The sequence below is a fragment of the Pseudoalteromonas sp. GutCa3 genome (genome assembly GCF_002836155.1).
Taxonomy (GTDB): Bacteria; Pseudomonadota; Gammaproteobacteria; order Enterobacterales; family Alteromonadaceae; genus Pseudoalteromonas; species Pseudoalteromonas arctica.
Genome location: NZ_PJBK01000090.1, coordinates 120978 through 144157 on the forward strand (window position 1 = coordinate 120978; position 23180 = coordinate 144157).

Consider the following 23180-nt stretch of genomic DNA (forward strand, 5'->3'; position numbering starts at 1 on the left):
TCACAGAAAAGATAAGAGCTTAACTTTAACAAATCAAACTCTTTTATGCATTGTGCAATAGTCTACCAGTGCTTTGTATTTGCGTAGGTTATATCCGCTTTTCCTTTTGCTTTAGCAATTGCTTTTTTAGTGTTTGGGTTTAGCAATAAGCGAATTTGGCTGAAGGTTTCTTTAGCGAGTATTTTTCGTTGGTTTGGTTTATAGCTAAGTTGTGTAACACGTTTAATAGCAGCAAGCGTATCTGGTGAACGCTCAAGTAATGTATTGAGCATGTTTTGCGTGGCTTGTTGAGTATCATCGGTAAGCTGAGTAACCAAACCTAGCTCATTTGCTTGGTGTGCTGTGATTGGGTTTGCGTGGCTCGCAAGCCAAAGTGCTTGGTCACGCTTAACTAAACCGCTCATCATTACATTCGCTCCCATATCGGGGCACAATCCCCAACGCGCTTCCATAATGGCAAGTTTGGCATCAATATGAACAACCCTGTAATCTGCCCCCAAAGCTATTTGCAAACCACCCCCTAAACAGTTGCCATCAATTTGTGCAATAACGGGCACACTCAGTGACTGCCAGCCTAATACTACTTTTTGCGCTAAATTTTGATTGCCAGGTAACCATTTAAGCAATAATTTCACTATGTTCATTGGTGTAGCCATTACTGCAGATATATCAAGGCCTGCACAAAAATGCTCGCCATCGCCTTTGATTACCACAGCACGAATACTGCGATCTCTTTTTATATTTTTAATGGCTTTGTTTAGCTCTACAAACATTTCAAAGCTTAATGCATTTTGTTTTTTTGCTCTGCTAAGCGTGACGGTTGCAATGCCATTTTGTTTTTCTAGTTTTATCATTACACACTCCTCTGACCTGTTGCTTGAGCTTATGTTGTTATAGGAATTAAGTAAAGTGACGGTATTTTTTAAATAAATGGAATTTATTGCTAAAGCCGTAGTCTTAAAGGATTGGTTTTAGATGAGAAAAAGCTAAACAATTCGAACCTAAGATAATAAAAATATTTTACGTTGTTATTTTAACTAAAATAATAAAAGTAATCTTTATATTCAATAGGTTAGGTAAGTTGTTATTTATCGTTTTAGTTGTATGATGAATAAAGCATGACTCGGTTACAAAAAAGTCAGTGTTTTACGCTTTTTTTTATCAAAATGATGATGAGATTTGATAATATAGCGCAACTTAAAAGCTTAAGGTTAAGCACATATGTCGGGTCCACGTTTATATACGGTAGAAGAAGCTACTCACCAAGCTTATGATATTTTTTTAGAGTTAGCGCCAAATAACTTGAGTGAAAAAGATGTTGAAGACTTTAATGAGTTTAGAGAAGACCTAGGCTTTATTGAAGAAGACGAGCCAGATGACCAGTGGCAAGACTTTGTAGCCCTTGAAATAGAGCCAGAGCACTTTATTCAGGTGTTGGTTGGTTTAGAATTTGAAAATGATGATGTTTTGTTTGCTAAAATTTTGATTAGTCGTGATAAAGATGCTCCGTTTTGTCATATTTTATGGAAAGAAACTGAATAAGCAATACTGCTTATTTTTATAATTGTGTGCAGAGAGAGTATTGTGCGTAAGTATTTATTTTTAATTTTTTTAATAATTAGCTGCCCAAGTTGGGCCGTTGATCCATTTGAAGATTTTCATGAATATGGCAAGCTCTCTGATGAAGAAATTCATGAGTTACACAAAGGTGACATGTTCTACGGTGATACTGAATTTGGCTTTATTCTAAGTAAAGGTAACACCAATTCGACCAGTTTTAAGCTCAAAGGTAATTTATACCAAGACTTTGAAAAGTGGCGTAACCAATTTAAAATAGACTCTCTTTATAAGCGTGATGAGAACGATGAAAGCGGTGGCACTGATGTTACAGCTAATCGTGTTTTTGTATCAGCGCAAGGTAACTATAAAGTAGGTGTTAAAAACTCCTCATTTTTTATTTACGGTGATTACGAAGAAGATGAGTTTAGTGGACTTGATTTTAAAAGTACGGTGGCGACAGGCTATGGTGCGCGTGTATATCAAGGCTCTAAAAACAAAGTAGATATTGATATAGGACCTGGCTTATACCGTTCAGTAGCCGATGAAGATTCGGATGTGAGCGAAGATGAAATTAATAAAACTGGTTATTTAGTACGTGTTGCAATGCAGTGGGAACGTTTGGTTTCTAAGCGTACTCGTTTTAACCAAGATGTGAGTATAGAGCAGTCGCTTTCAGGTCTTAATTCTCGCTTAAAATCGGAAACCGCACTGATAAGCCAAGTGATTGGTGCGGTATCACTCAAATTTACCTACATGTATCGTTATAATTCAAAACCCGAAGATGATAAACTCAAGTTTGACTCAGAGCTGAGTGCTACATTGGTGTACAGCTTTTAAGTATTTATTTAATTTAGAGAATATTATGTATCAGCATAAACAGTATGCGGTGTTTATCTTTTTTGTATTAGCGTGGATAGGCGGTTTTGTAGCGCTTGCATGGAACTTATTAGGCGCTGATGGACCTTTAATTATATTTGCTGGGATTTTAGTGCTGGTGGGCTTTTTGTTCCATGGTCTAACAGTAAAAGTAGATGATAAAAAAATTAGCTGGGCGTTTGGTCCAGGTGTTGCAGGGCAAAGCATTGAGCTTGGCGAAGTAGTAGAAGCTAAGGCAGTTCAAAACTCTTACAGGCACGGTATTGGTATGCGAATTACTCACGATGGTTGGGTGTATACAGTATCTGGCTTTAGTGCAATACAGCTAACGCTTAAAGATGGCACTTTGTATCGAGTTGGCACAAACGATCAAAAAGGTTTACTAGCCGCTCTAAAAGAAAAGAATGTATCAATCGCGCTGCCTAGTAAGGCAGAAACTGAAACGGTTAAGCGCAACAATATGATATAAAAAAAGCGCCCTAGGCGCTTTTTTACTTGGTTTAACAGTGTATTAGTGGTCGTGACCACATCCACCCTCACCATGTACATGACCATGAGTGAGTTCTTCTTCGGTTGCATCACGTACTTCTAGTATCTCTACATCAAAGTTAAGTGTTATGCCTGCAAGCGGGTTATTACCATCTACAATAACTTCTTCATCTTGGATATCGATGATCATTACTGATTGGTCACCATCATCTGTTGATGCACGAAATTGCATGCCGACTTCAATTTCCATACCTTCAAACATCGACTTAGGTACAGCTTGCATTAGGTTATCGTGGCGTTCGCCATAACCTTCATCAGGTTCAACTTTTACGCTAAGTGTGTCGCCTGGTTGCTTGCCTTGCAAAGCATTTTCTAGGCCTGAAATTAAGTAGCCTGTGCCAATGATAAAGTGTAGTGGCTCACCACCGAACGAGTTATCAATGCTATTGCCATCATTATCCATTACCGAATAATGCATTTTTACCACTTTGTTTGCCGCAACGATCATAGTCATTCCTATTTATTCATCTTCAAGAGAGTAGGGTAGAGGCAGAATGCTTAGCTCCACCTGAGGTGTGTGTTTTGCACGAAGTACCTGAGTTACATCAGTATCGTTTGGCAACACAACGAGGCCTGTTAATTTATTTGTTTGTTCATTAAAGCTTTGTGCAATAAGTTTACCCGCACGGCGCCAGTTTTCGCCTAATTGGGTTTCTAAATCGGGCTCTGAAAGTATCCCTTCGCTTTGACCTGAGACTATATACATTGCACGCTTATTTTTACCTAGGTACTTCATGCGAGCCACAGTTTCTTGACCGGTATAACACCCTTTTTTAAAGCTTATACCGTCAATAGCATGTAGGTTTACCATTTGAGGAACATACTCGCCAATTGCATCTGCACTTAACTGAGGTTCACCTGCAAGCATAGATGCTTGTTGCCAAGGAGCTTCGTTATCAAGTGTAGATACGTCATCAGGCATACTAAACTGGCTATCGACCATCAATAAAACACGGTTATCAGCTAATTTTAGTGCTTTACCGCTTTCAAAGTCACACGCGCTCGCATCACCTTCAAAGTTAATATCAAGTTGTGCGAGTACATCCGATAAATCATCACCAATGAGACCAATTAATCGCTTTGAACATGCACTAATGTCAACTTTTGCAAATACGGCATACTTTTTTAGCTCAGCTAACGATTTTTCTACTTCGTTTTCGCTGCCTGTAAGGTAGTAGCTGTCTTGATAAGAAAATAATTTAAATACGCCCCAAAGTTTACCTTTAGCGCTGCAATGGCCAGCCCACAAATAATTACTGCTGGTTAATTTATTTAGATCTTGAGTGATTTGCCCGTGTAAATAAGATAATTTATCAGCACCGCAGAGGCTAATAAGTTGATGAGATAACGGACATGCATAAACGCTCGACATAAAAACCTTCTTTGCAATATAAATGAAGTGACATAATAACGCAGTTGTTACGTATGGTACAGACAAGCGCTTATTGGTGCGGGTTTATTCTTTAATGAGAGATTAATAGCTGCTAAATAGGCTTGTGTTTGTTAAACTCGAGTCAATTAAGTATGAGGTTTAAAATGGTTGAAATTCATAGTAAAGCACGTATTCGTTGGGCTTGCCGTCGTGGCATGTTAGAGCTTGATGTTTTGTTTATGCCGTTTGTTGAAGAAGCATACGACTCTTTAAGCGCAGAGCAACAGGCTATTTTTCAGCGTTTGCTAACAGAAGAAGACCCTGACTTATTTGCATGGTTTATGGGTCATCAAGAATGTAAAGATGAGCAGTTAAACGGTATGGTTTCGCTGATCTTAGACCGAGTTCGTGTATAGGTTTACAGTTACTAATAATAACGCTGACCACAAACCTATTGTGGTCTTTTTTTGCATGCTCATTTTAATATTATGTTTATTTTTAGATTCGCTACTAGCTATGCTTTTTTGTTTGATAATTAATATATTAGCTGGCTTTTTAGTGTGGCAAAAAGTGTTGGTAATTCATCCAAACCATGGCGTTATAATTCTAGAACCCAAGCTATTTAGGTTTGAGGGTGAAGGTTTAAAAATTCAGGGTGAAATTAGTAAAAAAAGCCGTTTTTATGGCAATAATATATGGCTACATATTAAAGGTTTTAGTAACAACCATTGGCTTATAATTTCAGCCAATGGTGTTAATGAACAAAGCTATGCGCGTCTAAAACGTGCTACTTTAAGCGCGGTTAATTGCGTTTTGGAGTCAAAATAGTCGGTGTTGGATTTTCATTTTGTTCAGGATAGTCAATTGTATAATGTAGGCCTCTGCTTTCTTTTCGTTCCATTGCACTTCTAATAATGAGTTCTGACACTTGTACTAAGTTACGAAGCTCAAGCAAGTTATTACTTACTCTAAAGTTTGCATAATAATCGTGTATTTCTTGCTGCAGCAACTCAACCCTATGCAGTGCACGTTCTAAGCGTTTAGTAGAGCGTACAATACCTACATAATCCCACATAAATAAACGTAGTTCATGCCAATTATGGGTAATAACAATTTCTTCATCAGAGTTACTAACACGGCTTTCATCCCAATGAGGTAGAGCCATTGGCTCTGGTGCATGTTCAATTTTACTTAAAATATCTTTAGCTGCAGCGTGGGCAAATACAATACATTCTAATAATGAATTACTTGCCATACGGTTTGCACCATGTAGGCCTGTGTAAGCGACTTCGCCAACAGCATACAAGTTATCGAGATCTGTTTTACCGTTAAAGTCGGTCATTACGCCACCACAAGTGTAATGCGCAGCAGGTACAACTGGGATTGCTTCTTTTGTTATATCAAGCCCTACACTTAGGCATTTTGCGTAAATAGTAGGGAAGTGCTCAATAATAAAGTCTTTATCTTTGTGGCTAATATCTAAATAAACACAATTAGCACCTAAACGCTTCATTTCAAAATCGATTGCGCGTGCCACTATATCGCGTGGAGCGAGCTCTTCACGACTGTCAAAATCTTTCATAAAACGAGTGCCATCAGGTCGTTTTAAATAAGCCCCTTCACCGCGCATAGCTTCTGTAATTAAAAAGTTTTGTAGCTCTGGATGATAAAGGCTCGTTGGATGAAATTGATTAAATTCCATATTGGCAACTTTACAGCCTGCGCGCCATGCCATTGCAATGCCATCACCACTTGATACATCTGGATTAGATGTATACAAATACACTTTGCTTGCGCCACCAGTGGCAAGAGCAACAAATTTAGCTGAAATGGTTTCTACCTTTTTAGCTTTTTTGTTCCACACATACATACCTTCAATGTGTGAGCCTGTTTTTCCGGCGCTTTTATCTGTAATTAAATCAATAGCATTGTATTGCTCTAAGAGCGTTATATTCTTATGAATTTTAACTTGGCTAATAAGCGTGGTTTGCACAGCTTTGCCAGTAGCATCGGCTGCATGCAAAATACGACGATGGCTGTGACCGCCTTCACGTGTTAAATGAAAACGCTCTTTTCCTTTGCTATCAAACTCCATATCAAAGGGAACACCTTGGTCGATTAACCACTGTAGGCAATCGTGAGCATTGCTGGCAGTATAATGAACAGCGTCTCTGTCGCATAAACCGCCGCCCGCATCGAGTGTATCTTCAACATGAGATTCTATGCTGTCGTTTTGTTTATCAAATACAGCTGCTATACCACCTTGAGCATATAAAGTAGAACCTTCTGTAAGCGCTCCTTTACTGATCACGGTAACGTTACAATAATTAGCTAGAGATAATGCAAGTGATAAGCCTGCTGCGCCGCTACCTATAATAGCGACATCTGCAATGTGATGTTTATTTTGGTTCATGTCAGAGGTACTTTGCGGTTACAATGCTCGTATAGAGCAATATTTGTTTTTAATATCTGTAGTTGTACCATATTTGTCATACTACTACGTAGTGATTTTAAAGGCTTAGCGCCGTTATTTATCATCTATTTTATAAAAAAATAATATTAAGCAGAACTTTTTATTCATAAAGAGGTCAGAGTATTTGTGAACAATGACGACAATATGAATAACAAGCAAAAATCAGACATAGGAGTACCGGCTCGAATGAGCGAGCAGGAATTAGATTTAGTGCTAGTAAAAAGGGTCCAGCAAGGAGATAAAAACGCCTTCAACCTATTAGTAAAGAAGTATCAAAACAAAATTGCAGGTTTGATCTCACGTTATGTATCAAACCAAGGCGATATTGCTGATGTATCACAAGAGGCTTTTATTAAAGCTTACCGTGCACTTCCAAACTTTAGAGGTGACAGCGCCTTTTACACGTGGTTATACCGTATTGCCGTTAATTGTGCTAAAAATTACTTAGTAGCCCAGGGGCGTAAGCCGCCAGCAAATGATATAGACGCTGAAGATGCCGAGTTTTATGATTGTGCAGATTCAATGCGATCTAATGCATCTCCTGAAAACCTACTTTTAAGCGAAGAAGTACGCGCTGTTATTTTTAATACGATTGATAGTTTGCCTGAAGATCTTAAAACCGCAATCACCCTTAGAGAAATCGAAGGGATGAGCTATGAAGAAATAGCAGTGGTAATGGATTGCCCGGTCGGGACTGTGCGTTCGCGTATATTTCGTGCCCGTGAAGCAATAGATAACAAATTAAACCCATTAATAGGCGAGTCTTAGTATGACAAAAGCACACCTTGACAAGTTAGATAACGAAGCGTTATCGGCATTACTTGATGGCGAGCAACATCTGACTGATGCAAAAATTGCAGAGCAAGATGTAACTACGTTTGGCCGTTATGCGTTAATTGGTGATGCGATGCGTGCTCAAAAAAATAATAACGACATACATATTGATATTAGCGATCGCGTTGCATTAGCACTTGAAAGCGAGCCTGTTTATGCTGACTTTAGTCAGTCAAAAACACAGCCTCAAGCAATCACTGAGACGGTACAAGATAATAAAGTAGTGGCTTTTAATTGGCGCAAGCCAGTTGCTCAACTAGCAATTGCAGCCAGTGTGGCAATGTTTGCTATTGTTGGAGTTAATACGCTTCCTCAAAGCAACAACGAGCAACAAAGCGAAATTCCATTACTACAAACCACACCGCTGACAGGTATGGCATCGCCAGTAAGTTACTCATCTGAGCCTGCGCTTGAAAATGCAGAGCAAGGTTTACGTGAATTACAGCAACAACGTATTGGTGCATTAGTTCTTGAGCATCAACGCCAAGCACGAGTTGCGAATTCTTTAGAAACAGCGCAAACTAATACCAAAGCGTCTGAGGAAAAAAACTAATTAAATGAAAGTAATCACTTTTGTTCTGTCGTTGGTAGTAAGCTTTAATGCATTTGCCAACGACACAAATCCTGCCAAAGATTTATTACTAAAAATGGCTAATGCCGTTCACACCCGTAATTTTGACGCTTCGTTTGTGGTTGTCAAAGGTAAAACAATGGAACCCTACCGATGGGTGCATGCTTTACAAGGTGACACAGAACTTGAGCATTTAAGTTTACTTAACGGTGCTGGGCTTGAAATGGTCCGTATTGACAACCAAGTTACTTATTTTGAACCTCAGTCAGAACCATACTCCCTAAAAACAGATTCAATAGCGGGTCCAATTCCTGAAGTGCTTTTTAAAGATATAGATCGCTTAAGCGCGCACTATGATTTTGTATTAGGCGGGAAAGGTCGTATTGCAGGGCGTGCTGCTCAACTAGTTCGCATAGAATCTAAAGACGAGTATAAATATAATTATTGGATTTGGCTGGATATGGAATCGTCGTTATTACTAAAAGCCGCGTACGTTAACCATGAAGGTGAGGCCTTAGAGCAGTTACAGCTTACTCACATTAGTGTGACAGAGCAGCCAGCAGGTATGTTACTTGAAGTGCTCAATCGAAACTTTCCAACGCCTTTACCAAACGATGCACTTATAAACGAAGACAGTACAGCTACTAACTGGCAAATTAGTTGGTTACCGGATGGCTTTGAATTACTAAAATCAGACAGACATAAGCTCGATTTAAATAACGAATTAACAGACTATTACTTGTTCTCTGATGGTTTTGTTGAAATTTCGGTATTTATTCAGCGTCCATTACCGGGTAAGCGTTTAAGTGGTGCACTAACCTCTGGTGCAACGACAGTATATGTGCATAATGGCGGTAATTTTGATGTATCGGTTGTTGGTAATGTACCGAGTATGACCGCAAAAGCGATTGCTGAGTCAGTTACCCGCGCATTATAAACGATTCGTAAGGATTGTTATGATTGAACAAACCCTCACTGTTGTGGCCCTCGATGGCCACATTGCTCATTTAGAAGCACAACAAAAACAAGCTTGTGAAGGCTGCAATGGTCGTTGCGGCTCACAAGTGTTTGGTAAGCTGTTTGGCACTGCAAAAAAAACCTTCCCTTATAAATTTGAATCCTCTGTTGAAGTAGGACAAAAGGTAACCTTGTCACTTGATGATAGTCACGTCGTTAAGCATGCATTTGCGGTATACATGCTACCACTGCTTTTAAGTCTGGTTTTTGCACTGATTGCAGCGCAATTATTTATGGCTTGTGAAGGTTGGCAAATTTTAGCTGCAGCTTTAGGTGGTGTTACAGGTTTCTTTATAGCTAAAACTCGCGTGAAATCGCTAAAGCACGATATAAAAGTTATAAAAATTCACCCAATTAGTATCCCTTTAACTCAAATAGATGGTGATTGACGCCAATTAAATGTAAAATTGCCGTTTTATACCAAAGTAACTTGGAAATACAGGGAATAGTGGTTTTTTAAATTATTTTATCTAGCTGAATTATTTAAGTTAAATAAGTTTAACTTATTGTTATTCAATAAATAAAATGGTTTTAATCAATATTAATAAGCGTGAGTAAATTTTGTAATTCACAAACTGAGCTTATGGCATCCTACAGCAAGTATTTTCAAGTCACTTAGGTATTCATATTTAGTCCATTAAAATAGAAGTATAGAATCCAGTTTATGAAGCATATCCGTAATTTTTCGATCATCGCCCATATTGACCATGGTAAATCGACCCTTTCAGATCGTTTGATCCAAGTTTGTGGCGGTTTAACCGACCGTGAAATGCAAAAACAAGTTTTGGATTCAATGGATATTGAGCGCGAACGTGGTATTACCATTAAAGCGCAAAGTGTAACGTTGAATTACAAAGCGAACGATGGCGAAACTTATCAACTTAATTTCATTGATACTCCAGGACACGTTGATTTTACGTATGAAGTATCGCGTTCTTTAGCTGCATGTGAAGGTGCACTACTCGTTGTTGATGCAGGCCAAGGCGTTGAAGCACAAACATTAGCTAACTGTTACACCGCTATTGAAATGGAATTAGAAGTAATTCCAGTACTTAACAAAATCGATTTACCGCAAGCGGACCCTTTGCGCGTTGCAGAAGAAATTGAAGAAATTATTGGTATTGATGCCCTTGATGCAGTGCAATGTAGCGCTAAAACGGGTGTAGGTATTGCCGAAGTTCTTGAAATGATTGTTAGAGATGTTCCGCCGCCAGTAGGCGATACAGATGGACCTCTACAAGCACTTATTATCGATTCTTGGTTTGACCCATACCAAGGCGTTGTATCATTAGTGCGTATTAAGCACGGTGAATTACGCACTGGCGACAAAATAAAAATAATGTCGAATGAGCATATACATACTGCCGACCAAGTGGGTGTGTTTACACCTAAGCAAACTAACACCGGTATTTTAAGAACAGGTGAGGTAGGGTTTGTTATTGCTGGCATCAAAGAGATACATGGTGCGCCAGTAGGCGATACTATAACTCATCAAAAAAATGCGGCTCCACTTCGTTTACCTGGTTTTCAAAAAATTAAGCCTCAGGTTTATGCAGGTATGTTCCCAATTGCATCAGATGAGTATGAATCATTCCGTGATGCGCTTAATAAATTAAGCTTAAACGATGCGTCGTTATTCTTTGAACCAGAGAATTCAACTGCATTAGGTTTTGGTTTCCGTTGTGGCTTTTTAGGTATGCTACACATGGAAATCATTCAAGAGCGTTTAGAGCGTGAATACGATATTGATTTAATTACAACGGCACCTACGGTAATCTATGAGATAGTTACTAAAGAAGGTACATTCCAGATTGATAACCCGTCTGATTTACCTGCAGTAAACGATATTTTAGAAATTCGTGAGCCGATTGTTGAAGCTAATATTTTGGTACCACAAGAATACTTAGGTAATGTTATTACTTTGTGTATTGAAAAACGCGGTAGCCAAACAAAAATGACCTATCACGGAAAGCAAGTAGCTGTTACGTACGAGCTACCTATGGCTGAAGTGGTAATGGACTTTTTTGATAAATTAAAATCAACAAGCCGTGGTTTTGCATCGCTTGATTATAACTTTAAACACTTTCAAACATCAGATATGGTGCGTGTTGATATTTTAATCAATAGTGAGCGTGTTGACGCACTTGCGATTATTGTTCACAGAGACGGTGCACAGTCTCGTGGTCGCCAATTAGCTGATGCATTAAAAGAGCTTATTCCTCGTCAAATGTTTGATATTGCGATTCAAGCAGCTATTGGACAACACGTTATTGCACGTACTACGGTAAAACAGTTACGTAAAAACGTAATTGCTAAGTGTTACGGTGGCGATGTGAGTCGTAAGAAAAAGCTACTTAAAAAGCAAAAAGATGGTAAAAAACGTATGAAGCAAGTAGGTAATGTTGAAGTGCCTCAAGAAGCGTTTTTAGCTATTTTAAAAGTTGGTAAATAAAAACAAAGGATTATAAATGGCTGGTTATTTTTCAGTTTTATTGGTGCTATTAACCTTAGGCTCAGGCTTAATATGGTTAATAGATCACTTAATGTATGCACCTAAAAGACAGGAGCGCTTAGCTATAGCGCAAACGTCTGCTGGAGCTCCGTTAGATGAAGAAACTGCGGCATTAATTGCACCAGAACCAGTACTAACAGAAACAGCAAAGTCGATTTTCCCGATGATTGCAGCAATTACTATTTTTAGATCATTTATTTTTGAACCGTTTCAAATTCCATCTGGTTCAATGATGCCTACACTGTTAGTGGGTGACTTTATTTTAGTACAAAAGTATTCATATGGAATAAAAGACCCAGTTTGGCGCACTCAGTTAGTTGATGTCGGTGAGCCTGAACGTGGTGATATTGTTGTTTTTAAATACCCTTTAGATGAAAGTGTTGACTATATTAAACGTACGATTGGTTTACCTGGCGATAAAATTGTTTATCGTGATAAACGTTTATATATTCAGCCAAACTGTAAAGAAGGCGAAACCCAACAGGGTGAGCTTTTATGTAATGAATTCAATAAAATTGATTTTAAACTAATTAATGATAACGAATTTAAACAAGGCCCAATGCCTCTAGCTCGTGTGAATGAAAATTTAACAACAGTTACGCATGATATATTAATCAACCCACAAGCGCCTGAAAGAAAAGGGCGTTACTATCAGCAACCGGGCACGCCTTCTGATGAATGGACTGTTCCTGCTGATCATTATTTTATGATGGGTGATAACCGCGACAACAGCCAAGATGGTCGCTTTTGGGGCTTTGTACCAAAAGAAAACTTGGTGGGTAAAGCTGTCTTTATATGGATGAGTTTTGAATTTGAGAATGGCCCTGATGATATTTTACCAGGATGGGTTCCAACTGGTGTTCGCTTTGAACGCCTAGGTAATATTCAGTAACGATGAAAAAAAATGTAACAGAATTATATAAAAAAATTGGCTATGAATTCGCTGATCAAGGTTTACTTGAACAAGCAATGACGCACCGCAGCCATAAAGGCCAACATAATGAGCGACTAGAATTTTTAGGCGACTCGATTTTAAGTTTTGTGATTGCCAATGCACTTTATGCCAAATTTCCTAAAGCGCGTGAAGGCGATTTAAGCCGCATGCGTTCAACACTTGTGCGTGGTCAAACACTTGCCGAGTTTGGTCTTGAATTTGGTCTAGGCGATTATTTACGCTTAGGGCCGGGCGAGCTTAAAAGTGGCGGATTTCGTCGCGAGTCAACGCTTGCTGATGCAGTAGAAGCTATTATAGGTGCTGCATTTTTAGATTCAGGTATCGACAGTTGTGGCGATCTTATATTGGCGTGGTACCAATCACGTTTGGATGCTATTTCACCAGGGCTTAACCAGAAAGATCCTAAAACCCTGCTGCAAGAGTATTTGCAAGCCCGTAAATTATCGTTACCGGGCTACACAGTGGTTGATACACAAGGCCAAGCACACAATCAAACATTCACGGTTGAATGTATTGTTGATGGAATGGATAGCATAATTTCTGTTGGTAGCTCGCGCCGTAAGGCCGAACAAAAAGCTGCCGAAAAAGCATTGAAGATACTTAAAAATGAACCTTGATACCTTAATACAGCCTCATGAACGTGATGTAGATACATTTTGTGGAATGGTGGCGATTGTCGGTCGACCAAACGTAGGTAAATCGACTTTGCTTAATGAAATCATTGAGCAAAAAGTGAGTATTACCTCACGTAAACCACAAACTACACGTCATCGTATTATGGGTATTCATACCGTAGATAAACACCAAGCGGTATACATAGATACACCGGGTCTACACGTTGAAGAAAAGCGTGCTATTAACCGTCTAATGAACCGAGCAGCGTCTAGTTCTATCGGCGATGTTGAGCTTATTATTTTTGTCGTTGAAGGCACTCATTGGAATGCAGATGACGATATGGTACTTAATAAAGTATCGCAAAGTGGTAAGCCTGTATTATTAGTTATTAATAAAATTGACCAAGTTAAAGACCGTGATCTTGTATTGCCTCATATGAAGTGGTTAAGTGACAAGTTTGATTTTGTTGGAATTATGCCAGTATCAGCAACGCAAGGTAAAAACGTTGATTTAATCAAAGCAGAGGTAACTAAACGCTTACCTCCTTGCGAATTTTACTTTCCTGAAGATTATGTAACTGACCGTTCGATGCGCTTTATGGCAGCTGAAGTTATTCGTGAAAAGCTAATGCGTTTTATGGGTGAAGAACTACCGTATTCTGTGACTGTTGAAATTGAGCAGTTTAAGTGGCAAGACAACGGTATTTGGCACATCAATGGGTTAATTCTTGTTGAGCGCGAAACACAAAAACGCATGGTTATTGGTAATAAAGGCGAAAAGCTAAAAACCATTGGCCGTGAAGCCCGTAAAGACATAGAAGAAATGCTTGATAACAAAGTATTTTTAGAGCTTTGGGTTAAAGTTAAGTCGGGTTGGGCTGATGATGAACGTGCACTAAGAAGCTTAGGTTACAGTGAAGACTAAACCAAGCAGTAGCTTAGTGAATGGATAGCGACTTCTACACCGCGTATTTATTACATCGGCGTCCTTATAGTGACTCCCAAGTAATGTTAGATATGCTTGTAGAAGGCGTTGGCCAGTTAAGAATGCTGGCCCGAATTAGTGGTCGCCAGGCCACTAAACATAAAGCACAACTTCAGCCGTTCCAGGCACTCCTTGTTAATTACAGTGGCAAGTACGATTTAAAATATATCAATAAGTTTGAACTGCATGGCAACCCGCACTTTTTAAAAGGTGATGAGCTTTATTGTGGTTTTTATTTGAACGAACTGACTAACCGCATCGTTCCTGTTAATGAGCCAATTGAACAAGTATTCGAGCTATATAAATCTCACCTAGGAAACCTAAACAGCGGAGCCAATTTACAAGAAGTGCTTCGCTCGTACGAATTTCAATTATTGGAATTACTCGGTTATGGCGTGGATTTTAGTTTTGATGCCAGTGGTGAACCAATAGATGAAAAGCAGACGTATAGTTATTTCCCCGAACTTGGTTTTTTAGTACAAGAAGATACGCGTTCTGGATTTAGTGGCAAACAACTCAACGCCATAGCAAATCATGACTTTAGCCAAAGTGATGTGCTATATATAGCAAAGCAATTAAGTCGCTATTTATTAAAACCCTTATTAGGTAGTAAACCATTAAAAAGCCGTGAGCTATTTATGGCCTCTCAATAAACGTAATTTTACAGGTAAGAAAATGAAAGATATTCTTTTGGGTGTAAACGTAGATCATATAGCAACACTTCGTCAAGCGCGTGGAACAAGTTACCCAGATCCAGCCCATGCAGCCAGTGTAGCAGAGCATGCAGGGGCAGACGGTATTACGATTCACTTACGTGAAGACAGACGCCATATTCAAGATCGCGACGTTTATGTGATGGCTAAAACTATCCAAACTCGCATGAATCTTGAAACCGCTGTTACCGACGAAATGATACAGATAGCGCTTGAAGTAAAACCTGAGTACGTGTGTTTAGTACCTGAAAAGCGCGAAGAATTAACAACCGAGGGCGGCTTAGATGTAGCGGGTAATATAGATAAAATTAAAGCCGCAACAAAAACGCTTACCGACGCGGGTATTAAAGTATCGCTATTTATTGATGCAGATAAAGCACAACTAGATGCAGCCAAAGAATGTGGTGCTCCTTATGTAGAAATACACACAGGCGCGTATGCTGATGCAACAAATGATACTGATTTACACAAAGAGTTAGAGCATATTCGTGAAGGTGTTAAATACGCAGCAAGCTTAGGTTTGATTGTTAACGCTGGCCATGGTCTTCATTATCATAACGTTAAACCCATTGCCGCGATGCCTGAGATTTATGAGCTAAATATTGGCCACGCTATTATTGCTCGTGCAGCGATAGATGGGCTCGATAAAGCCGTACGCGACATGAAACGATTAATGATTGAAGCAAGAATGTAATACCAATCCGCAATAATACTTAATCAATTTGAGGGATTAAATCTGACGCTAACTGCGTTAAAAATTTCTGATATAGAACAACTAAATAACGAAATTTTTGCCTGGTTATCAACACGATTTTCTCACCTCAGAATAGATCACTTAATTAAGCGAATTGGTATAATACCTGCCAATATAAGTATTTAAAAAGCTTAATTAAAAAAACGCGGTTAATGCCGCGTTTTTTTGTATCTAAAATTCAAAGCTTATCTTTGTAGCTCAGTTACGCTTGCATCAGCAAGTAAGTTTTCAAGCTCGTCCTGTAACTCAAATAATTCAGGTTCAATATTCTCTAACAAGCATTTATTTTTAAGTGATGTTTCAATTGTTTCTGCGAGTGATTTAAGTTTAGGTACACCAGTGTAGCAACATGCGCCATGAAACTTGTGGACAATACTTAAGACTTGCTGACAATCATTACTCTCTATCGCTTTAGCAAGCAATGTAAGAGTTTCAGGGACGCTTAGAAGTAGCATATTAAGCATCTCTAGTGCTAACTCGCTCTTTCCGCCAGCACGCTGCAGGGCTTGTGCCCAATCAATTCGACTACTTTGAAATGGTGCAGGACTTTGTGGTGTATCTGTTTTAGCTTTATCGCGATTAACTGGGGTCTGTGGACTATGGTCGCTAATAATTTGTTTAAGCATATCTTCATCAATAGGCTTAGTTAAATAGCCTTTAAAGCCATCTTTTAGTAGTTGCTCTTTTTCGCTTTGAAGGGCGTGTGCCGTTACAGCGATAATGGGTGTATCTTCATTAAGTGATGATTCTTGTATAAGCTTGCATGCGGTTATACCGTCCATAATTGGCATCTGAATATCCATAAAAATTATGTCGTATTTATGACTTTTACTTAAGCTGTATGCTTGTGAACCATTATGTGCCGTTTCTATTACTTCAATCTGCTCACTTAATAAAGTATGGAGAAGTTTTAAGTTGGCATCGTTATCATCAACAACCAATACTTTTAACGGCAGCAAAGCTTGATCGTTTTGTTCAATATTATGAGTAGGGTGGTCAAGCCTATAAGGTGCAGCAAGTACTTCACATAACTTACGGTGATTAAGTGGTTTACTTAAACACGCATCAGCACCGCTACCTATAAAGGCTTCTCGCATATTGTGCGATACAGTATTAAGCATTAAATATAAGTAATCAGTAGATTCACGCACGGCTTTTACATAGCTTTTTAGTTGCTGCATATCATCAACTGATGCCATATGGCCAATTAAGCAAACATCATATTTATGTTCAGTATTTTTTATAGCGTCTAAAAAGCTAGTCTCGTTAAAACATGCCGTTACGCTTGATTCCCACTGAGTCAATAACGAAAGTACAGCGTGATGTGTATGCTCGTGTGGCTCTAAATACAAAATACGCTTACCAATGAGCGATTTAGTCGGTAAGTCGTTAGTAAATACATGATTGGGCAAACTAAACACACTATTGAATGTAAAACAGGTACCGTTACCTGGTGCAGAGTTTAATGTTATGCGGCCATTCATCGCTTCAACAATATGCTTAGTAATAATGAGACCAAGACCTGTACCACCAAACTTACGTGTAATGCTTGAGTCTGCTTGCCCAAATGGAGTAAATAAAGAGTCTTGCTTATCCATAGGTATACCCACGCCAGTATCTGTTACTGACACAAGTAAAGAAGTACGTTCGTCGTCGAGTAACCGATGGCTTATGTCGACCTTAATGGAGCCTTTTTCAGTAAATTTAATCGCATTACTTAATAGGTTTATCAGCACTTGTTTAAAGCGAGTGGGATCGCCCGTTAAGTCATCTGGTACTTGTTGGTTAATGTAAATGGATAGCTCTAATTGCTTATCGTGTGCGCTAGGAGCGAGTAGTGTCATCACTTCATTTACAGCATCACGAAGTTGAAACTGAATCGACTCAAGTTCCATTGCACCCGCTTCTAGTTTGGAGAAGTCTAGAATGTCGCTAATAATAGTCATTAAACTATTTGCTGATAGCATAATAGTATCGAGATAATCTTTTTGATGCTTGTTTAGTGGTGTTTTATAAAGCTGGCGTGTAAATCCAATAACACCATTTAACGGAGTACGAAGTTCGTGACTCATTTTAGCTAAAAAGTCTGATTTTACGCGGTTAGCATCTTGCGCTTCTTTTTTTGCAAATGAGAGCTCTATATTTGAAGTTTCGTATTGCTCTAGTGTTTCGCGGTAGTCGCTAGTTGCTTGGTCAATATTTTTTTGCATTTCATCTTTTTGCATCACCATAGTGTGAGCAATGGTATTTAAGCCTTCTCGCAATAGCTCAAATTCACCTATCATGTTGTCGTTAAGGCCAGTACTTCTTTTACCTTCGACTAACTTGTCGGTTGCAAGTACTAACTTATTAAGCGGCGTCATAAACATGCGGCTTAACCTTAAAGCTAAAATTGCTGCAAATACCAATGATAAAATAATTACAATACCGCTAATTAATAAAGCACGTTGCTGCCCTATAACTGCTTGGTCTTTGTTTAGCTGTATAATAACGGTGCCCAGAGATGACTGAAAAGCAGATGGATCCCATTTAGAGTCGTGACTTGTATGGTTAATAATGGGCGTGAAGAATGTAACAAGCTCATCTGACTTTTGCACGTGGGTCGTTTTTAAATTTATGAGCGTTTTTTGATTAATTAACTTTTCAAATGAGCGGTGATAATTACTCGTCATTAATAGCGCATTATTTTTATCAAAAATTGCAATCGACTTAATTGTAGGGGAGTGCTTGTTATGTGTGTAGCTTATAAGGCGATTCAATAGCTGTTTGTTTTTTTCGAGCATGGGTTGCTCAAGCGCAATAGCAAGTGGCTCAGAAATAGTAGTACCTTGCTGATATAAAATTTCATCAAGCTCAATGTAACGATTTATTGTAAAATAGCCACCAAGTAGTAATCCTATGATCACCGTTGGGATCAGGGTCAGTGTTAAAACAGAATCGCGTAAGCCTAATTTGGTCATAATGGGAGCGTTTTATCGTTATTAGTATGATTTGAGTATATACGGTTCAACACGCATTCTAAAGCATCTAAATATAGGTGCTTCATAAATAAACTGAAGGTAATGCCTAATGGCGCAAATTTTTAAAGCGAAAAAGAAACCGCTTAAGCAACAAACATTAGAATTAAATATAACGGGAATGGATCATCAAGGGCGTGGCATTGCGAAGCATAATAATAAAGTATGTTTTGTAAGCGGTGCATTACCAAATGAAACAGTTAAAGCAATGCTCGTCGAAGATAAAGCTAAATACAGCAGTGCAAAAGTAATTAAAGTTATTAAAGCGAGTGAATCAAGAGTAGACGCTTTTTGTGAGCACTATAATCAGTGTGGTGGCTGCCAATTACAGCATTTAGAAGTAAGCCAACAAGTTGTAGAAAAACAAACTGCAGTTACTCAGCTATTTAGTAAGTTTGCTAAATTAAATACCTTAAACTGGCAAGCTCCATTATTAAGTAAGTCTGTGCATTACAGGCGCAGCGCCCGCATAGCCGTTATGTTTGATAAAGCAGCTAAAAAAATGCGTGTGGGTTATAGAGCAAGTGGTTCAAAAAATATTGTGAGTATTAATAAATGTGCAGTACTTGATGAAGTATTTGCGGATGTTTTTACACTTTTTGATGGTTTAATTAATCAACACAAAGCGCTGCACAGTATAAGCCATTTACAGTTATGCCAAAGTGATGAGAAAAACTTTGTTGTTATTCGTCACACTAAAGCAATTAACGATGATACAAAGGCTTTGGTTGAGCACATAACAAAAAGCCAACAGTTTGAAGTTGTATGGCAAAGCGAGAGCGATGTAATTGCGCATTCACACTTAGCCATGCCGTTTTATTACCTTAAAGAGTTTGATCTAAAATTTGAATTTGGTTTAGGTAATTTTATTCAGGTAAATTCGCAAGTTAACGAAGCTATGTTAAAGCAAGCTGCAAATTGGCTTGATTTAAAAGGTGATGAAAATTTATTGGATTTATTTTGTGGCATTGGTAATTTCTCATTAGTGCTGGCAAAACAAGCAAAATCTGTAATTGGCGTAGAAGGTGTGACTTCAGCGGTTGCAATGGCTGCTCAAAATGCGCAAACTAACTCTATTACCAATGCGCAGTTTCATTGCTTTGATTTAACGCAAAGCATACAGAGCGCCACATGGTTTAGTAAAAACTTAGATGTGCTTGTACTCGATCCTTCTAGGACTGGTGCAATGGCTGTATTAGAGCAATTATCTTTAAAGCAGTTTAAAACTATTTTATATGTCTCTTGTGACCCTGTTACTTTAGCCCGTGACAGCGCAATTATTTCACAAGCTGGCTTTGATCTTAATAAAATTGGGCTAATGAATATGTTTCCTCATACAGGGCATATTGAAACTATGGCGTTATTTCAACGGAGGTAGAACGCATTATGGTAGCTACACGACAATCACATCAACAAGATGAGACAACAGATTTTAGCACTCGGCTTTCATTTCTTGCCTTGTCTGAAGAAAAAACAGAGCTACTTACTAAAGCGCAAGCGCTCTGCGTAAAATGTGATAATGAAAGCAGGCAAACTACTGCAATCGAAATGGTTGAAATTTTAGCTGAGCTAAATCTCGACCCCGAATCGTTAGCTACTGCGTATTTAACCCCGTATTTTTTAAACGATTTAATATCACTAGAAACCATAGAAGAGCAGCTTGGTAGTAATATAGCCATGCTGTTAACTGGGGTTGCACAAATGGCCACTATTAGTACTTTATCGCATCAAGGTAAAGGAACTATGCAAGTTGATAATATTCGAAAAATGTTATTAACCATGGTTGAAGATGTGCGCGCCGTGGTCATTAAGCTTGCCGAGCAGGTATGTCATTTACGTAATGTAAAAAATGCGGATGAAGAAGACCGCGTCATTGCCGCTAAAGAAACGGCTGATATTTTTGCGCCATTGGCAAACAGATTAGGAATAGGGCAATTAAAGTGGGAACTGGAAGATTTATCGTTTAGATATTTGCACCCAGGCACCTATAAAAGCATAGCCAAACAACTTGACGATAAACGTCTTACGCGCGAAGCCTATATGGAAGATATGGTTGAGCAAGTAAAAAACCGTTTAAGTGAAGCGGGCATAGAGGCCCAAGTTTATGGCCGCCCCAAGCACATTTACAGCATTTATAAAAAAATGCAGCAAAAAAACTACGAGTTTGATCAGCTTTTTGATATTCGGGCAATGCGTATCGTTGTTGAACGCCTGCAAGATTGTTATGGAGCACTGGGTATTGTGCACACCAATTGGCGTCATCTTAATAAAGAGTTTGACGACTATGTAGCAACCCCAAAGCAAAACGGCTATCAGTCAATTCATACCGTGGTATTTGGGCCTGAAGGTAAAACAGTAGAAATACAAATTCGTACCAGCGATATGCATCAAGATGCTGAGTTGGGTGTGGCTGCACACTGGATGTACAAAGAAGGTGCATTACCAGGGCGCGGCTCGGGTTATGAGCAAAAAATTAGCTGGCTACGTAAGTTACTCCAATGGCAAGAAGAAGTAGTCGATGGTGGCGATTTAGCAGAAGAGCTTAAAAACCAAGTAGTAGAAGACCGCGTATACATATTTACCCCAAGTGGCGATATTATCGATTTACCACTTGGCGCTACACCGCTTGATTTTGCTTACTACATTCACTCAAATGTAGGACATCGTTGTATTGGTGCAAAAATATTCGGCAAAATAGTGCCGTTCACGCATCAACTAACAACTGGGGATCAGGTAGAAATACTGACCCAAAAACAACCAAATCCAAGTCGTGATTGGTTAAACCCGTCATTAGGATACATTAAGTCATCGCGCGCTAGAGCTAAAATTCATCACTGGTTTAAACAGCTCGATCGCGACAAAAACTTAAGTGCGGGTAAAGAAATTCTCGACAGTGAATTACAAAAGCTTAATTTAACATACAAAGATTTAGAGCCAGCCATTAAGCGTTTTAACTTTAAAGAACTTGATGACTTAATGGTTGCAATTGGTGCGGGCGATGTACGCCTCAATCAAATGCTTAACTTTGTAAGTGATCGGACAGAAGATGAACCGGTTATTCGTATTAAAGCGCCTAGCAAAGTAACCGGTGACAAAAACGGCATAGTGGTTGATGGCGTTGGTAGCTTAATGAGCCATGTAGCCAAATGCTGTCGTCCTGTACCTGGCGATGAGATAATAGGTTATATAACGCAAGGTCGAGGAATAGGTGTTCATAAGGAAGACTGTGATTCGTTTAATAACTTAAAAAATCAGCATCCAGAGCGTGTTATTTCGGTAAGTTGGTCTGAAGATATCAACGGCTCGTACGCACTAAGTATTAAAATAGAAGCAACCGATCGTTCAGGGCTAATACGCGATATAAGCTCAGTACTTGCTAACGAAAAAGTAAATGTTTTAAACATGAACGTAAATACGGTTGAAGATAATCAGTTAGCTATATTTACGATGCAAATAGAAGTACATGACTTATCGGGTACTAACCGTGTTCTTTCTAAGTTACACCAAATTGAAGGTGTACACGATGCCAAGCGTGGTCATTAATCATGAATGATAATGCAGCGCTTACACAACTTCTTAGCATAATGAAAACACTGCGAGATCCCAAGGGCGGTTGCCCGTGGGATCTCAAACAAGATTTTAAATCTATTGTGCCGCATACACTAGAAGAAGCATACGAAGTTGCCGACTGTATTGAGTCAGGCAACTTAGATGAGCTTAAAGGTGAATTGGGGGATTTGTTATTTCAAATTATTTTTTATGCGCAGCTTGCACAAGAGCAAAATCTATTTGATTTTAATGATGTAGTAGAGCAATTAAATGATAAGCTTACCCGTCGTCACCCGCATGTGTTTGGTGAAAAAAAAGAGCTAACAGATAAGCAGCTATCGCAGCAGTGGCAAACAATCAAAGCACAAGAACGCAGTGCTAGAGCGCAAACAGAATCACCTTCTTTTTGGCAAGATATTCCTGCCAATATGCCAAGTTTAAGTAAAGCCAAAAAAATTCAACAACGGGTTGCCGCACTTGGTTTTGATTGGCCAACGTATCATGGTGCACTTGATAAAGTGAGCGAAGAAGTGCTTGAAGTAAAAGAAGCGATTGAGCAAGACCCGTTATCTGATCATACAGCGGAAGAGCTCGGCGACTTACTTTTTGCCACTGTTAATGTTGTACGCCATGTTAAACGAGATCCCGAACAACTGCTTCGTAGCGCTAATGATAAGTTTTCAGCGCGTTTTGAAAAGGTAAATGCCTATTTGCATGCGCAAGGTAAAAGCTTAGATACAGCAACCTTTGAAGAGATGGATAGTGCGTGGGATGCGATTAAAAAAGTAAAATAGGCTTAATGTTAAATAGTGCACATTTTTTGTGCGCG

At 38.9% G+C, this 23180-nt stretch carries 23 protein-coding genes; 18 read left to right on the forward strand and 5 right to left on the reverse strand.

Annotated elements, in window-relative coordinates:
* Positions 1-62: 62 nt before the first annotated feature.
* Positions 63-854, reverse strand: coding sequence for a crotonase/enoyl-CoA hydratase family protein (locus CXF64_RS16720; RefSeq protein WP_101217569.1), 792 nt, complete (start codon positions 852-854; stop codon positions 63-65).
* Positions 855-1221: 367 nt separating this feature from the next.
* Here CXF64_RS16720 and CXF64_RS16725 point away from each other — a divergent pair, with 367 nt between their 5' ends.
* Genes CXF64_RS16725 through CXF64_RS16735 form a run of 3 tightly spaced genes read left to right on the forward strand, consistent with a single transcriptional unit; the run spans position 1222 to position 2905 of the window.
* Entirely contained in the window at positions 1222-1542 is a 321-nt protein-coding gene (locus tag CXF64_RS16725; RefSeq protein WP_007581697.1) for an HI1450 family dsDNA-mimic protein, read from the forward strand.
* 42 nt (positions 1543-1584) lie between these two features.
* A complete protein-coding gene (locus CXF64_RS16730; RefSeq protein ID WP_010553209.1) occupies positions 1585-2397 on the forward strand; it encodes a DUF481 domain-containing protein in 813 nt (270 codons plus the stop codon).
* Between the two features lie 25 nt (positions 2398-2422).
* Positions 2423-2905: a hypothetical protein gene (locus CXF64_RS16735; RefSeq protein ID WP_101217570.1), complete on the forward strand. Its 483-nt coding sequence runs from the start codon at positions 2423-2425 to the stop codon at positions 2903-2905.
* 42 nt (positions 2906-2947) lie between these two features.
* Here CXF64_RS16735 and CXF64_RS16740 read toward each other — a convergent pair whose 3' ends face one another.
* Positions 2948-3433, reverse strand: a complete 486-nt coding sequence (locus CXF64_RS16740; RefSeq protein ID WP_007581704.1) for an FKBP-type peptidyl-prolyl cis-trans isomerase — start codon at positions 3431-3433, stop codon at positions 2948-2950.
* 12 nt (positions 3434-3445) lie between these two features.
* Positions 3446-4357, reverse strand: coding sequence for a CAF17-like 4Fe-4S cluster assembly/insertion protein YgfZ (gene ygfZ, locus CXF64_RS16745; RefSeq protein ID WP_010553210.1), 912 nt, complete (start codon positions 4355-4357; stop codon positions 3446-3448).
* Positions 4358-4521: 164 nt separating this feature from the next.
* On the opposite strand from ygfZ, the gene CXF64_RS16750 reads away from it, so the two are divergent.
* The gene (locus CXF64_RS16750; protein ID WP_007581709.1) at positions 4522-4773 is read left to right on the forward strand and encodes an FAD assembly factor SdhE; all 252 of its coding nucleotides are present in this window, start codon (positions 4522-4524) and stop codon (positions 4771-4773) included.
* A gap of 55 nt (positions 4774-4828) precedes the next feature.
* Positions 4829-5185, forward strand: a complete 357-nt coding sequence (locus CXF64_RS21010; protein WP_101217571.1) for a hypothetical protein — start codon at positions 4829-4831, stop codon at positions 5183-5185.
* On the opposite strand, the gene nadB is transcribed toward CXF64_RS21010, so the two are convergent.
* Positions 5160-6770, reverse strand: a complete 1611-nt coding sequence (gene nadB / locus CXF64_RS16760) for an L-aspartate oxidase (RefSeq protein WP_007581714.1) — start codon at positions 6768-6770, stop codon at positions 5160-5162. The genes CXF64_RS21010 and nadB overlap by 26 nt on opposite strands.
* A 246-nt stretch (positions 6771-7016) precedes the next feature.
* Between nadB and rpoE the strand changes: the two genes are divergently transcribed.
* The 10 genes from rpoE to pdxJ all read left to right on the forward strand — a co-directional run bounded on the left by rpoE (position 7017) and on the right by pdxJ (position 15725).
* The gene (gene rpoE / locus CXF64_RS16765) at positions 7017-7598 is read left to right on the forward strand and encodes an RNA polymerase sigma factor RpoE (RefSeq protein ID WP_101217572.1); all 582 of its coding nucleotides are present in this window, start codon (positions 7017-7019) and stop codon (positions 7596-7598) included.
* Position 7599: 1 nt separating this feature from the next.
* On the forward strand, positions 7600-8217 hold the full coding sequence (locus CXF64_RS16770; protein ID WP_101217573.1) for a sigma-E factor negative regulatory protein: 618 nt from the start codon (positions 7600-7602) through the stop codon (positions 8215-8217).
* A 4-nt stretch (positions 8218-8221) separates the two neighbouring features.
* Positions 8222-9172, forward strand: a complete 951-nt coding sequence (locus CXF64_RS16775) for a MucB/RseB C-terminal domain-containing protein (protein ID WP_007581719.1) — start codon at positions 8222-8224, stop codon at positions 9170-9172.
* A 19-nt stretch (positions 9173-9191) separates the two neighbouring features.
* Positions 9192-9641 (forward strand): SoxR reducing system RseC family protein, encoded by a 450-nt coding sequence (locus tag CXF64_RS16780; protein ID WP_024589999.1) that lies wholly within the window; start codon positions 9192-9194, stop codon positions 9639-9641.
* A gap of 275 nt (positions 9642-9916) precedes the next feature.
* On the forward strand, positions 9917-11704 hold the full coding sequence (gene lepA / locus CXF64_RS16785; RefSeq protein WP_007581724.1) for a translation elongation factor 4: 1788 nt from the start codon (positions 9917-9919) through the stop codon (positions 11702-11704).
* Positions 11705-11720: 16 nt separating this feature from the next.
* A complete protein-coding gene (gene lepB, locus CXF64_RS16790) occupies positions 11721-12656 on the forward strand; it encodes a signal peptidase I (RefSeq protein ID WP_024589998.1) in 936 nt (311 codons plus the stop codon).
* Between the two features lie 2 nt (positions 12657-12658).
* Positions 12659-13336 carry a ribonuclease III gene (gene rnc / locus CXF64_RS16795; RefSeq protein ID WP_007581728.1) on the forward strand — a complete coding sequence of 226 codons (678 nt, stop codon included), beginning with the start codon at positions 12659-12661 and terminating at the stop codon, positions 13334-13336.
* A complete protein-coding gene (era, locus tag CXF64_RS16800; protein WP_007581730.1) occupies positions 13326-14258 on the forward strand; it encodes a GTPase Era in 933 nt (310 codons plus the stop codon). Before rnc ends, era begins: the two co-directional genes overlap by 11 nt.
* A 20-nt stretch (positions 14259-14278) precedes the next feature.
* Positions 14279-14971: a DNA repair protein RecO gene (gene recO, locus CXF64_RS16805; protein ID WP_101217574.1), complete on the forward strand. Its 693-nt coding sequence runs from the start codon at positions 14279-14281 to the stop codon at positions 14969-14971.
* Positions 14972-14993: 22 nt separating this feature from the next.
* Positions 14994-15725 carry a pyridoxine 5'-phosphate synthase gene (gene pdxJ, locus CXF64_RS16810; RefSeq protein ID WP_007581734.1) on the forward strand — a complete coding sequence of 244 codons (732 nt, stop codon included), beginning with the start codon at positions 14994-14996 and terminating at the stop codon, positions 15723-15725.
* Between the two features lie 245 nt (positions 15726-15970).
* On the opposite strand, the gene barA is transcribed toward pdxJ, so the two are convergent.
* The gene (barA, locus tag CXF64_RS16815) at positions 15971-18745 is read right to left on the reverse strand and encodes a two-component sensor histidine kinase BarA (protein ID WP_007583105.1); all 2775 of its coding nucleotides are present in this window, start codon (positions 18743-18745) and stop codon (positions 15971-15973) included.
* Positions 18746-18854: 109 nt separating this feature from the next.
* On the opposite strand from barA, the gene rlmD reads away from it, so the two are divergent.
* The 3 genes from rlmD to mazG are packed head-to-tail and all read left to right on the forward strand — an operon-like array spanning position 18855 to position 23145.
* On the forward strand, positions 18855-20180 hold the full coding sequence (gene rlmD / locus CXF64_RS16820; protein ID WP_101164293.1) for a 23S rRNA (uracil(1939)-C(5))-methyltransferase RlmD: 1326 nt from the start codon (positions 18855-18857) through the stop codon (positions 20178-20180).
* An 8-nt stretch (positions 20181-20188) separates the two neighbouring features.
* Complete coding sequence (relA, locus tag CXF64_RS16825) at positions 20189-22345, forward strand: GTP diphosphokinase (protein ID WP_007583109.1); 2157 nt, start codon at positions 20189-20191, stop codon at positions 22343-22345.
* A 2-nt stretch (positions 22346-22347) separates the two neighbouring features.
* Complete coding sequence (mazG, locus tag CXF64_RS16830; protein WP_101217575.1) at positions 22348-23145, forward strand: nucleoside triphosphate pyrophosphohydrolase; 798 nt, start codon at positions 22348-22350, stop codon at positions 23143-23145.
* The last annotated feature ends 35 nt before the right edge of the window (positions 23146-23180 follow it).

Excerpts from the sequence above, each read along its gene's own strand:
- pdxJ (WP_007581734.1), top strand. The coding sequence starts at position 14,994 with ATGAAAGATATTCTTTTGGGTGTAAACGTAGATCATATAGCAACACTT.
- nadB (WP_007581714.1), bottom strand. The coding sequence starts at position 6,770 with ATGAACCAAAATAAACATCACATTGCAGATGTCGCTATTATAGGTAGC.
- CXF64_RS16750 (WP_007581709.1), top strand. The coding sequence starts at position 4,522 with ATGGTTGAAATTCATAGTAAAGCACGTATTCGTTGGGCTTGCCGTCGT.
- lepB (WP_024589998.1), top strand. The coding sequence starts at position 11,721 with ATGGCTGGTTATTTTTCAGTTTTATTGGTGCTATTAACCTTAGGCTCA.
- recO (WP_101217574.1), top strand. The coding sequence starts at position 14,279 with ATGGATAGCGACTTCTACACCGCGTATTTATTACATCGGCGTCCTTAT.
- barA (WP_007583105.1), bottom strand. The coding sequence starts at position 18,745 with ATGACCAAATTAGGCTTACGCGATTCTGTTTTAACACTGACCCTGATC.
- CXF64_RS16740 (WP_007581704.1), bottom strand. The coding sequence starts at position 3,433 with ATGATCGTTGCGGCAAACAAAGTGGTAAAAATGCATTATTCGGTAATG.
- mazG (WP_101217575.1), top strand. The coding sequence starts at position 22,348 with ATGAATGATAATGCAGCGCTTACACAACTTCTTAGCATAATGAAAACA.
- relA (WP_007583109.1), top strand. The coding sequence starts at position 20,189 with ATGGTAGCTACACGACAATCACATCAACAAGATGAGACAACAGATTTT.
- era (WP_007581730.1), top strand. The coding sequence starts at position 13,326 with ATGAACCTTGATACCTTAATACAGCCTCATGAACGTGATGTAGATACA.
- rnc (WP_007581728.1), top strand. The coding sequence starts at position 12,659 with ATGAAAAAAAATGTAACAGAATTATATAAAAAAATTGGCTATGAATTC.
- CXF64_RS16780 (WP_024589999.1), top strand. The coding sequence starts at position 9,192 with ATGATTGAACAAACCCTCACTGTTGTGGCCCTCGATGGCCACATTGCT.
- lepA (WP_007581724.1), top strand. The coding sequence starts at position 9,917 with ATGAAGCATATCCGTAATTTTTCGATCATCGCCCATATTGACCATGGT.
- CXF64_RS21010 (WP_101217571.1), top strand. The coding sequence starts at position 4,829 with ATGCTCATTTTAATATTATGTTTATTTTTAGATTCGCTACTAGCTATG.
- CXF64_RS16725 (WP_007581697.1), top strand. The coding sequence starts at position 1,222 with ATGTCGGGTCCACGTTTATATACGGTAGAAGAAGCTACTCACCAAGCT.
- CXF64_RS16775 (WP_007581719.1), top strand. The coding sequence starts at position 8,222 with ATGAAAGTAATCACTTTTGTTCTGTCGTTGGTAGTAAGCTTTAATGCA.
- CXF64_RS16735 (WP_101217570.1), top strand. The coding sequence starts at position 2,423 with ATGTATCAGCATAAACAGTATGCGGTGTTTATCTTTTTTGTATTAGCG.
- CXF64_RS16720 (WP_101217569.1), bottom strand. The coding sequence starts at position 854 with ATGATAAAACTAGAAAAACAAAATGGCATTGCAACCGTCACGCTTAGC.
- CXF64_RS16770 (WP_101217573.1), top strand. The coding sequence starts at position 7,600 with ATGACAAAAGCACACCTTGACAAGTTAGATAACGAAGCGTTATCGGCA.
- rlmD (WP_101164293.1), top strand. The coding sequence starts at position 18,855 with ATGGCGCAAATTTTTAAAGCGAAAAAGAAACCGCTTAAGCAACAAACA.
- ygfZ (WP_010553210.1), bottom strand. The coding sequence starts at position 4,357 with ATGTCGAGCGTTTATGCATGTCCGTTATCTCATCAACTTATTAGCCTC.
- rpoE (WP_101217572.1), top strand. The coding sequence starts at position 7,017 with ATGAGCGAGCAGGAATTAGATTTAGTGCTAGTAAAAAGGGTCCAGCAA.